10 protein-coding genes are annotated in these 11,041 nt (G+C 64.7%); 2 read left to right on the top strand and 8 right to left on the bottom strand.

Annotation, left to right across the window (positions count from 1 at the left end; all coding sequences use genetic code 11):
• From A5791_RS00700 to A5791_RS00665, 8 genes are all read right to left on the bottom strand, one after another.
• Positions 1-1,106, bottom strand: a 1,106-nt coding sequence (locus A5791_RS00700; protein ID WP_067229351.1) for a virulence factor Mce family protein, incomplete at its 3' end; no start/stop codon positions are given.
• Positions 1,103-2,134 carry an MCE family protein gene (locus A5791_RS00695; protein ID WP_067229341.1) on the bottom strand — a complete coding sequence of 344 codons (1,032 nt, stop codon included), beginning with the start codon at positions 2,132-2,134 and terminating at the stop codon, positions 1,103-1,105. The genes A5791_RS00700 and A5791_RS00695, both read right to left, overlap by 4 nt.
• Positions 2,135-2,144: 10 nt before the next feature.
• Positions 2,145-3,359, bottom strand: coding sequence for an MCE family protein (locus tag A5791_RS00690; RefSeq protein WP_067229337.1), 1,215 nt, complete (start codon positions 3,357-3,359; stop codon positions 2,145-2,147).
• Between the two features lie 5 nt (positions 3,360-3,364).
• Positions 3,365-4,237, bottom strand: coding sequence for an ABC transporter permease (locus A5791_RS00685; RefSeq protein WP_067229333.1), 873 nt, complete (start codon positions 4,235-4,237; stop codon positions 3,365-3,367).
• A 1-nt stretch (position 4,238) separates the two neighbouring features.
• Positions 4,239-5,036, bottom strand: a complete 798-nt coding sequence (locus tag A5791_RS00680; protein ID WP_067229329.1) for an ABC transporter permease — start codon at positions 5,034-5,036, stop codon at positions 4,239-4,241.
• Complete coding sequence (locus tag A5791_RS00675; RefSeq protein WP_067229325.1) at positions 5,033-5,752, bottom strand: FadR/GntR family transcriptional regulator; 720 nt, start codon at positions 5,750-5,752, stop codon at positions 5,033-5,035. Before A5791_RS00675 ends, A5791_RS00680 begins: the two co-directional genes overlap by 4 nt.
• Before the next feature lie 145 nt (positions 5,753-5,897).
• On the bottom strand, positions 5,898-6,845 hold the full coding sequence (locus tag A5791_RS00670) for a class I SAM-dependent methyltransferase (RefSeq protein ID WP_067229344.1): 948 nt from the start codon (positions 6,843-6,845) through the stop codon (positions 5,898-5,900).
• 2 nt (positions 6,846-6,847) lie between these two features.
• Positions 6,848-7,789 carry a class I SAM-dependent methyltransferase gene (locus tag A5791_RS00665; protein ID WP_067229347.1) on the bottom strand — a complete coding sequence of 314 codons (942 nt, stop codon included), beginning with the start codon at positions 7,787-7,789 and terminating at the stop codon, positions 6,848-6,850.
• 109 nt (positions 7,790-7,898) lie between these two features.
• Here A5791_RS00665 and A5791_RS00660 point away from each other — a divergent pair, with 109 nt between their 5' ends.
• Together A5791_RS00660 and A5791_RS00655 are read left to right on the top strand one after the other, a co-directional pair.
• Entirely contained in the window at positions 7,899-8,369 is a 471-nt protein-coding gene (locus A5791_RS00660) for a hypothetical protein (RefSeq protein WP_067229322.1), read from the top strand.
• A 72-nt stretch (positions 8,370-8,441) separates the two neighbouring features.
• A complete protein-coding gene (locus A5791_RS00655; RefSeq protein WP_067229319.1) occupies positions 8,442-10,817 on the top strand; it encodes a lysylphosphatidylglycerol synthase transmembrane domain-containing protein in 2,376 nt (791 codons plus the stop codon).
• The last annotated feature ends 224 nt before the right edge of the window (positions 10,818-11,041 follow it).

Here is an 11,041-nt window from a genome sequence, read left to right as displayed (position 1 = left end):
TTCACGTCCAGCACCCGCGGTGCCGGCGGCGGCGCACCGTTGGGGAAGCGGGTGCCGTTGGGGTCGGGGAACCGGAACGCCGGCAGCCCCGCACTGCGCCAAAACTGCTCGGGGTCGATGCCGCGCTTCTTGAACGCCGCGTCAACCCACGGCTGAAGTATCTGATAGGGCAGCAGATTGGCCACGATCGCCTTGAAGTACGGTCCGGAACCGACGGCCTCGGTGAGCGAAGCGGTGTATCTGCTGAGCAGCACCAGCACGTCGGCAAGGTCATTCTTGCGCTTGACCAGCTCGTCGCTGACCGTCCTCAACTCGACCAGCACATGGTTCAGATTGGGGTTTTCCTTGATCAGGCCGGTCACCTGGGTGGACACCTCGGACACGTTGCTCAGCAGAATGCTCAGCGCCTGACTGCGTTGCCGGAAAGCGGCGAGCAAAGTGTTGGCGTTGACCAGCAGGTTGTTGACCTGGCCGCTGCGGTCGCCTAACACCCGCGCCACCTTGTTCGCGTTCGCCAGCAGTTGCTTGATCTGCTCGCCACGCTGGCCGATGCTGTTGGCAAAGTCCTTGACACCGTCGAGGGCAGCGCTCAAATGCGGAGCGGTCTGATCGAAGGTCTCAGACAACACTTTCAGCGAACGCTTGGTGGCCTCGATGTCCCAGCCTGTCGCCGCCTTGGTGACATCGACGAACGCGTCATAGACCTGATACGGCGTGGTGGTCTGGGCCGATGAAAGAACCCCGTTGGGCCGCAACGGCTCTGAACCGCGTGGTTCGATCTGCATGTTTTTGCGGCCGAGAATCGTATCGGTGCGGATCGCGGCCCGGCTTTGCGTCCCGATCCTCTTGCCGGCCAATGAGAAGCCGATCAGGACGCGGTTGCCCTGGATCTTCAGGGAGCGCACCAGACCGACGTTCACACCGGCGATTTCCACCTTGTCGCCCGGGCTCAGACCACCGGTGTCGGTGAACTGTGCGTAATAGGTTGGAGTGGCGAACAGCATCGGGACGCTGGTAAAGCTTTGCGCCACACCAGTGACGAGGACAGTGACCAGCACACCCATCAGCCCAACGCGGCCCCGGTTGAATTCGGTAAGGGTCCTCATTGCGGAGTACACCTCCCGGTGGGCTGGCTGAAGAGCTTGATGGTGCGCACCGGACCGCCAGGCTGTAATCCGTTGACCTTCAGCGAGAGGTCGCACAGGTAGAAGTTGAAGAAGTCACCGTAGGTGCCGCCCGCTCGGCCGATGATCCGGTAGGCGCCCGGCAGCTTGCCCAGCACGTCGTCGAGAGTTGGCAGCTGGTCGATCAGCGGCTGCAGGGTGCGTTCGAGGTGTCCGACGGTGCTGTGTAGCAACGGCCGGTCCTCGCCCAGCAGGTCGGCCAGTGTCCCCGCCGCGTTGCTGATATGTGCGGCTGCGGCGGCCAGCGGATCGGCCCTGTTCTTCAATGCGGTGATCAGTACCTCGAGCTTGTCGACGGTCTGGTCGAACTCCTTCTGGTGCTTGACGGTGGTGGCCAGCAGGGTGTTCAGGTTGTTGATCACCTCGCCTATCGCCTGGTCCCGCTCGGCCAGCGTCGCGGTGAATGATGCTGTCTGGTCGAGGATGTCGTTGATGGTGGCGCCCTGGCCCTGGAACACGGTCAGGATCGACCTGGCAATGCTGTTGACCTTGTCCGGGTCCAATGCCTTGAAAAGCGGGCGAAAGCCGCCGATCAGCGCGTCCAGATCCAACGCCGGCTGGGTGTGCTCAACCGGGATCCTGGCACCCGGGGCGAGCAGCCTGCCGCTGTACCCGCGTTGCAGCTCGAGGTAGCGGTCGCCGATCAGGTTGAGATAGCGGATCGACGCGGTCGTCGCCTGGTCCAGCAACAGCGTGTGATCCACGTTGAAGTCCACCAAAACCCGCTTGTCCCCGTCGATCAGCGTCACCTTGGCAACTTTGCCGACTTCCACCCCCGCAGCGCGGACGAACTGCCCGGCACGTAGCCCGCTGACATTGGTGAACAGCGCAGAGTATCCGGTGGTGCGGTTGAAGCGCATCTGGCCGAACACCACGATGATCGTCACGGTGAACACCAACAAGACAAACCACAAGATGCCGAGTTTGACTGCTGTACCGGTGCCTTTCATGGATTCCTCGTCATGGGTTGATCGTGTTCTCTCCGAACTGGCGCCCCCAGACGTATTCGGTGAACATCGGCTGGCCGAGCTCCAGGTGGTTGTAGGGCGCAAGGCTGGCGCCGGTGTCCATCACCAGATACGGTGCCGGCCACAATTCCCGGGTGATCGGCTGCCAGCACCCGGGCCGTCCACCCGGTCCGCCGCGAGCGTTCACCCGTGGCAGATTGTCCGGATAGACATAGGGGTTCGGTGCTCCCACGATCGTGCCGGCAGCCGACAGCGAATAGCCGTTGCCCCCAGCCGCATTCGCTACCTTGGGCGCCGCATCGCGAAAGTTGCGGACCATGCAGAACAGTTCCGGGCTGTACTCGTCGAGCAGCTCAGCGGTAGGCACCAGATCCGCGGCGCCACGCGACAGGTACGGCCCGCCGCGGGTGAAGATGTCCTCGCCGGTCTTGCCCGCGCCCACCGCCGCCAGCAGCGCGGCATCCAGATCATGCTGTTGTCTGGTCAGCGTGCGCGCGGTGGTCAGGACATTGCGCAGAAAGTTCCACAAATCCGGCGATGAACGAGCATAGATCTCGGCAAGATCCGCCAGCCGGCGCACGTCGTACCCGACTTGCGGCATCCGCGGGTTCAATTGGTCGAGAATGTGATTGCCGTTGACGATCGATTCTCCGAACTTGGCTCCCAGCCCATCCAGCGCCTGGGCCACCGCGGACAACGTCGAGTTCAGCTCGATCGGGTCCACCTTTTCGGCGATCGAGGTGACCGTCTCAAACAAGGTGTTGAACTCGGTGGTCACCGACCGCACGTCGATCACGTCGTTCGGCGAGATGTGCTGCGGCCTAGGGTTATCCGGCGACATGAGCGACACATACTTGTTGCCGAACAACGTGGCCGCCTCGATATTGGCCACCACGTTGACCGGAATCAGCCTGATGTACTCCGGGTTCACATGCAGCACCAGCTTGGCCGCCGGCCTGCCGTCACGCTCGATCTCCGAGATTCCGGCCACCCGGCCGACCTGCACCCCGTTGTATGTGACCTTCGCTCCCGGTTCCATCACCAGCCCGGCGCGCGACGCCACCATGGTCAGCTCGGTCTTGGGCGTGAAGTCCCCGCGAAACTGCAAGTACACCAAGGCGATAACCAACGCGCCGGCCAACAGCAAGGCCACGCCTTCGAGGTAGATCCACACGCGGCGGGACTTCCGCGTCACCGGTGTCGTCACGGCCGTTACACCGTGAGATTGAAGTTCGGGTCGACGCCGTAAAGCGCCAACTGGGCCAGCAGAACCACAACCACCACCGAGACCAGCGATAAACGCATCGAGCGACCGACGGCCTGGCCGACGCCGACCGGACCGCCGCTGGCGGTGTACCCGTAGTAGCAGTGGGTGATCATCACCACCACGGCTATGACGACGACCTCCACCACCGACCAACCCACGTCCTCCGGGCGCAGGAAGGTCCGGAAGTAGTGCTCATAAGTCCCGTTGGACTGGCCGTAGAACACCGTCGTGACCACCTGGCCCGACGTGAAAGCCATGTCGAGGGCCAACGCGTACAGGGGGCCGATCACCACCAGCCCGGCCAGAATTCGGGTGGACACCAAGAACGAAATCGATTTGATGCCCATGACTTCCAGCGCATCGATCTCCTCGCTGATCCGCATCGCGCCCAATTGCGCGGTGGCGCCCGCGCCGACCGTGGCGGCCAGTGCTACACCGGCGATGATGGGCGCTGCCACGCGCGTGTTGGCAAGGGCGGCAAAGAAACCGGTGAAGGCCTCCACACCGATATTGCCCAGCGACGCGAAGCCCTGGATCGCGATCAGTGAGCCGCCGGACAGGGTGACAAAACCGATGATCGCAACGGTCCCCCCGACGACGGCCATTGCGCCGGTACCCATCCCGATCTCGGCGATGAGCCGCAGCGTCTCCCTGGGATAGCGGCGCAGCGCCCACCCGATCTCCCATAGGCTCATCCGGGTGAACCTCGCGAAAATCCCGATCTGCTCGAATCTTCGGGCCGTGCCGCCGCCATAGCGGTTGAGGTTGGCGGCTGTGCGCGGGTAGCGCGCGCGCAGGACGGCTGCCGATCCGGACATGCTAACGCCCCGTTCCGAATCGGACGCCGATCGTGGTCAGCACCACGTTGACCGCGAACAACGCGATGACGCACAACACCAACGTCTCGTTGACGGCGATGCCGACACCTTTCGGCCCGCCCTTAGTGGTCAGGCCGCGGTAACAGCCGACCAGGCCGGCGATCATTCCGAAGGTGGCCGACTTGACCACCGAGATGACCACCTCGGGCAGACCGGTCACCAAAGTCAGTGTGCTGACGTAAGCACCGGCTGAGACGTGTTGGATGAAGACGCCGAACAGGAAACCGCCGACCAGGCCGATGGTGATCACTGCTCCGTTGAGCAGGGTGGCGACGATTGTCGCGGCGACGACGCGCGGTACCACCAGCCGGTGGATCGGGTCGATGCCGAGCACCTCCATCGCATCGATCTCCTCGCGGATGGTGCGGGCGCCCAAGTCGGCGCAGATGGCGGTGGATCCGGCACCGGCAATCACCAACACGGTGGTGAGCGGTCCGAGTTGGGTGACCGCGCCCAGCGCCGCGCCCGCGCCGGAGATGTCGGCGGCGCCGAACTCGGCCAACAGGATGTTGAGGGTGAAGATGATGAGCACGGTTAGCGGAATCGAGACCGCAAGGGTCGGCAGCAACGAGACACTTGTGATGAACCAGCCCTGCTCTATCGCCTCGCGCCAGTGAAAGGGCCGGCGGAACAACGCTTTTCCGGTCAGCACACAGGTCCGGTAGAAGCCGCCGACCGCGTCGATACCGGGCTGCATCTGCTCGCGCAGATACGTGGTGATGACGGTGTGGGCGGTCAACGTCGACTCCCTTGGCTGTCCAATGCGGCCATCAATGTTGCGTTCGCGAGTTCGAGCACGTCGTGGGCGGCTTGCCTCGCTACGGCGGATTCGCCGGCGCACACCGCAACGGCCAACTTCCGGTAGCCATCCGGGCGCATGGCCTCGGCACCCACCGCGGCGCCCAGCGCAGCCAGCGCCGGCTCGTACGCGGCGCGAAAAGCGTTGTACATCAACCTGAATACGATTGAGCCGGCCCCGTCGACCACATGATCCCAGAAGGCGAGCGTGTCGCGATGCCACTGAAGGGGGTTTTCTTCGGCCTCGAGGACACGCAGCGAATCCTCGAGTAATCCGCCTAGTTCGGGTCCGTGATATTCGGCTGCCAGCTCTGCGACCTTCGGACCGATACGCAGCCTGGCCTCGAGAATGCTGCGGAACACGGCGGGGTCGAGTTCGCCGTCACGAAACAGCAACCGGGGCAGCAGGTCCAGGCCCGCATGCCGCCGGAAATCGCGCACGGTGGTGACACCGCCGTGGCGCACCTCCACCAGACTGGCCGCCGAAAGCCGCTTGAGCCCCTCGCGTACAGCCGGTCGTGACGCCCCGAAAACCGTTGCCAGTCTTCGCTCGCTGGGTAACGCTTCACCAGGTCGCATCTCTCCGCTGAGCACATCGGCGGCAATCTGCTCGAAAACCTGTTCGGGCACCGATCGGCGTACCGGCTGCACCACCATGCGGCCAGTGTGGCTGGTGTGACACGAGTAAAGTGGTCAGACCACCGGCGTGTCGCGAATCTTTCCCCGCGGTGGATGCACCGCGTCCCCGGCTCAGTGGCGCGAGCAGACGCCCGCGCCGGCGTCGTAGGGCGTCTCGGCGCGGCTAATTACCCGTCCGCCGGGCTGTCACGAACAGATTCCCCGGAATTTGGTCTGCCACCTCTTCGGGAGCGCTGCGGCCATAACCGGCCATCAGTTCGTCGGTCGGGGTCACCGAGACGTCCCAGCCGTGCCGCTCAAACCACTGCCCGACGTCTTCGCGCTCCTCGAAGTACCACAACTCGTCTGTTCTGGGAACCTCGCGCTTAGGATCGACCACCGACATGAAGGCGCGAACCCGATCCATCCGCGCACGACGCTTCGCGCGAGCCTCGGGGTCGAGGAACTTCGGGCCCAGCGCCTCGACAGCCACCCGACTGCCGGCGGCGGTCAGCTCCCGGACACGCTCGAACAGCAGATCCTGGGCAGCGGCCGGCAAGTAGGGCATCAACCCCTCCGCCGACCAGGCGCTAGGAGCGCTCGAGTCAAACCCGGCCTGCCGCAACACTTGCGGCCAGTCCTGGCGCAGGTCCACCGGGACGGCGACGCGATGACACGCCGGCTCCGCCCCATGCTCGGCCAATGTCGACGATTTGAACTCCAGCACCCGGGGCTGGTCCAGCTCGTATGCCGTCGTCCCGGCTGGCCAGGGCAGCCGCCAGGACCGCGCATCCAGACCGGCGGCCAAGATCACCACCTGGCGGATGCCCGCCTCGGTGGCGTCAAGGAAGAACTGGTCGAAAAACGCTGTCCGCGACGCCATATAGCTGACCATCGACTGCATCTGCAACGGCAACTCGGGTTCGGCTTCGACGAGTTCGGGTGGCAGCTCCGGGGCAGAATGCCAATTCCACACTCCGTCGCCTGCGGCGTCGAGGAAAACCTGCGCGAACGGATCACTGATCAGCGGTGTCTCACTTAGCGTTTCGGCTGCGCGTGCAGCCGCCACACCCAGCGCCGTCGCACCCACGCTTTCGGTGATCTCCCAGCTGTCGTTATCCGTTCTGGCCACGCTCATTTCCTCTCTCCCGTCACGAACAGAGTTTGCGGTGCGGCGTCTTCGACATCCTTCGGCGGTCTGCGGTCATACCTGGCCATCAACTGTTCGGCCGGCGTGACCGCAACGTCCCAGCCGTGCCGGCCGAGCCAATCGGAGACATCTTCACGCTCCTCGAAATACCACAGATCCTCTACCTCGGGCATGTCGACCTCAGGCCGCAGTTTGGCCATCACGTCGCGTACGCGCCGCATCGACTCGCGCCGCCTTGCATAGAGGTCCTGGTCGAGAAAATCCGGGCCGGGCGCCTCGACGGCAATCCGGCTGCCGGGCGCGCCGAGCGCCTGAACTCGTTCGAAAAGCAGTTCCTGGGCGACCGCCGGCAAGAACGGCAACAGCCCCTCGACCGACCACGCGCTCGGTGCCGAGGTGTCGAAACCGGCCTGCTGCAACGCGGCCGGCCAGTCGTGGCGCAGGTCGACCGGGACGCTGACCAGGGTGCACGTCGGCTGCGCTCCGTGTTCGGCCAGCGTCGACGCCTTGAATTCCAGGACTCGCGGCTGGTCGAGTTCGTACACCGTGACCCCGGCCGGCCAGGCCAGCCGCCATGCCCGCGAGTCCAAACCTGCGGCCAGTATCACCGCCTGAGAAATCCCCGCATTGGTGGCGTCGAGGAAGAACTGGTCGAAGAACGCCGTGCGGGCGGCCATGTAGTCGACCATGCCCTGCATCCGCGGCTTGAGATCAGGTTCGAGCTCGACGATCTCGGCGGGCAAGTTGGGTGAGGCAAACCAGTTCCACAGTCCTTCACCCGCGGCGTTCAGGAAAACCCTTGCGAACGGGTCGCTGATCAACGGCGACGCACTCTCGGTTTCGGCCGCGCGGGCCGCCGCGACGCCCAATGCCGTCGCACCCACGCTCTCGGTGATTTCCCAGGTGTCGTTCTCTGTTCTCGGCACGCTCAAGCCCTCCAAAGTTCGCTAGCACAACTATGTACCGACCGTAGGCGGCCCGCATGTGAACCTGCTGTGAATACCCGGCGGGCGGGTGTGATGGTTGACTACCGCAATGACGTCGTGGAATGAGGCGCCGTGGGACCGGAGATTCGCCAGCGGAAACTACGCACCGCCGGTCGAGCCGACCCCCCGGTGGCCGTCGTTCGGCCGGGTCGTCGCATCGATTTTCCTAGTGGCGAGCGCGGCCTGTTTGCTTGCCAGCGTCGTGCTTGCCGGCTGGCTCGCTGTGGCCGGCAGCGACCTGCACACGTCGCTAATCGCATACCTGCTGGCGTCGTTCACCGTGTTCCTCTTCCACGGCCCGCTGCTGGTCTTGGACGGCTGGCCGATCAGTGTTCCGGTGATCGCGGCACTCGGCGTGCTGCTTGCTTACCTTCGGCGACGGCCCGGTGTAGCCTCGGATCGTTTCGCGGCCCCACGCCGGGTGGGGTTCGCCCTTTTGATCGCCTACGGGATTCTGCTCACGGCGGCCTGGACGGTCTTGTTGCTGGGGGCCCTATACCAACATAGCGGCGACGATTAGGTATGCGGTTAAGTTGTCGGCGAGCCGCTGATAGCGCGGCGGATCCGGAAGGTCCCGGAGGGATCGTGCAGCATGCGCGTTGACGGGCGAGACATCACCGTTTCCGGCAGCTTGCTGCAACCGCTGACCCGACGGACCAACGACATCATCCGGCTCGCCCTGGCGACGGTGTTCCTTGCGGTAGTCATCGTCAGTTATCTGGTCACTCGCCCGCGGTGGATGGACCTGGAGAAATCCATCTCCTCGATCGTCGGGGTCCTGTCCCCCACCCAATCCAACCTGGTGTACCTGGCCTACGGCATCGCGATTCTGGCGTTGCCGTTCATGATTCTGATCGGGCTGATCGTCTCCCGGCAGTGGAAACTGCTCGGCGCGTACGGAGCTGCCGGAATCTTCGCCGTCCTGCCACTGTCGATCACCGGCAACGGGATCGCGGCGCCCAAATGGCACTTCGACCTTTCCGACCGGCTGCAGACCGTGCTGGCGCAGTTCCTCGACGACCCGCGTTGGATCGCGATGCTGGCCGCGGTGCTCACGGTCTCGGGTCCGTGGCTGCCCGCACGCTGGCGACGCTGGTGGTGGGCGCTGCTGCTGGCCTTCGTACCGATCCACCTCATTGTCAGCGCCGTGGTTCCGGCCCGCTCGCTGCTCGGTTTGGGCGTGGGCTGGTTCGTCGGCGCGTTGGTGGTGTTGATCGTCGGCACTCCCGCGTTAGAGGTGCCGCTGGACGGTGCGGTGCGCGCGTTGGCCAAACGCGGCTTCGTGGTGACCGGATTGAGGGTGGTCCGGCCGGCTGGACCGGGACCACTTGTGTTGGCGGCGACCGCAGAGGATTCCGCTGCGCCCGCGGCGGTCGAGCTGTACGGCCCACATCAGCGCAGCGGGGGCGCACTGCGCCAGGTCTGGCGCAAATTGCGGCTGCGCGGCACCGAAACCGCGCCACTGCAGACATCGATGCGCCGCGCTGTCGAGCATCGCGCACTGATGTCAATTGCGGTCAACGACGCCGGCGTGGGCAACACGTCGACGATCGCCGTCGCCGTGCTAGACCGCGGATGGACGTTGTATGCGCATGAACCCATTCGCGGGATTCCGCTCGACGAATGTCCGGCGCAGACGCCGGTCGTGCGCGTATGGGAAGCGTTACGAATCCTCAACGACCATCAGATATCTCACGGCGATCTGCGCGGCCACGAGATCACCGTCGAGGACGGCGCCGTGCTCTTCGGCGGCTTCGGCAGCGCCGAGTATGGGGCCACCGACGCCCAGCTCCAATCGGACATCGCCCAACTGCTGGTGACGACTTCAGCTCTCTATGACGCGAAATCCGCGGTGGGCGCAGCGATCGACACGTTCGGCAAGGACACCATATTGACCGCGTCCCGCCGGCTCACCAAATCGGCCGTGCCGAAACGCATCCGGCAGTCTGTTTCCGATGCGGGCGCGGTTATCTCCAACACCCGTTCGGAGGTCAAGCGCCAATCGGGCGCCGAGGAGATCAAGACCGAAACCATCACCCGGTTCACCCGCAGCCAGATCATCCAGCTGGTCCTACTGGGGGCGCTGGTCTACGTGGCGTACCCGTTCATCAGCACCGTGCCGACCTTCTTTTCCGAGCTGCGTACGGCGAATTGGTGGTGGGCGTTACTGGGGTTGGCGGTGTCCGCATTGAAATACGTCGGAGCAGCGGCCGCCCTGTGGGCCTGCGCCGATGGCCTGGTGAGCTTCTGGAAACTGTCAATCATGCAGGTGGCCAACACCTTTGCGGCAACTACCACTCCGGCCGGAGTGGGCGGGCTCGCGCTGAGCACCCGGTTCCTGCAGAAGGGCGGCCTCGACACATTGCGGGCCACCGCGGCCGTCGCGCTGCAGCAGTCGGTGCAGGTGATCGTTCACGTCGTGTTGCTCATCTTGTTCAGCACGGCCGCGGGCGCATCTACCGATCTGTCGCATTTCGTGCCCGACCCGACCATCCTGTACCTGATCGCGGGGGTGGCCCTCGGCAGCGTCGGCACCTTTCTGTTGGTACCCAAGCTGCGGCAATGGCTGGCGACGGCGGTGCGGCCCAAGCTGCAGGAGGTGACGCACGACCTCCTCGCACTTGCCCGCGAGCCGAAGCGACTGGCCCTGATCATACTTGGGTGTGCCGGAACGACTCTCGGTGCGGCGCTGGCACTTTGGGCCAGCGTCGAAGCATTCGGCGGCGGCACGACGTTCATCACCGTCACCGTGGTGACGATGGTCGGCGGCACGCTCGCCTCGGCCGCGCCGACACCTGGCGGGGTCGGGGCCGTGGAAGCGGCGCTGATCGGTGGGCTGGCAGCCTTCGGCGTACCTGCGGCCATCGGCGTGCCGTCGGTGCTGCTGTATCGCGTGCTCACATGTTGGATTCCGGTGTTCGTCGGCTGGCCGGTGATGCGCTGGCTGACCAACAACGAGATGATCTAGGGCGAGCAGACGCAGAATCGCCCAATTTCCGTGCGAAATACGCGATTTAGCGTCTGCTCGCGACGGTGTTGGAAAGCGTCGCAGTCGCGGCGGGACTTGCTAGTCGCGTCTGGATCATAAGTCCCACGCGTCACAACACGTCCGGCGCGTGTCGTTTGGTCCGACTCAGAGCGACAAGTGTTGCGCGCCAACTGGTTTGTCGCGCGACGCTCATGGCCCTGGCT

Source organism: Mycobacterium sp. 852002-51163_SCH5372311, from assembly GCF_001667115.1.
Lineage (GTDB): Bacteria > Actinomycetota > Actinomycetes > Mycobacteriales > Mycobacteriaceae > Mycobacterium.
Note: the sequence above shows the minus strand (reverse complement) of the source record. Positions and strands in the feature narration are given on the sequence as shown.

Bases quoted from the DNA above. Each gene is read 5' to 3' on its own strand.
- A5791_RS00675 (WP_067229325.1), bottom strand. From the start codon at position 5,752: ATGGTGGTGCAGCCGGTACGCCGATCGGTGCCCGAACAGGTTTTCGAG.
- A5791_RS00660 (WP_067229322.1), top strand. From the start codon at position 7,899: ATGACGTCGTGGAATGAGGCGCCGTGGGACCGGAGATTCGCCAGCGGA.
- A5791_RS00695 (WP_067229341.1), bottom strand. From the start codon at position 2,134: ATGAAAGGCACCGGTACAGCAGTCAAACTCGGCATCTTGTGGTTTGTC.
- A5791_RS00655 (WP_067229319.1), top strand. From the start codon at position 8,442: ATGCGCGTTGACGGGCGAGACATCACCGTTTCCGGCAGCTTGCTGCAA.
- A5791_RS00685 (WP_067229333.1), bottom strand. From the start codon at position 4,237: ATGTCCGGATCGGCAGCCGTCCTGCGCGCGCGCTACCCGCGCACAGCC.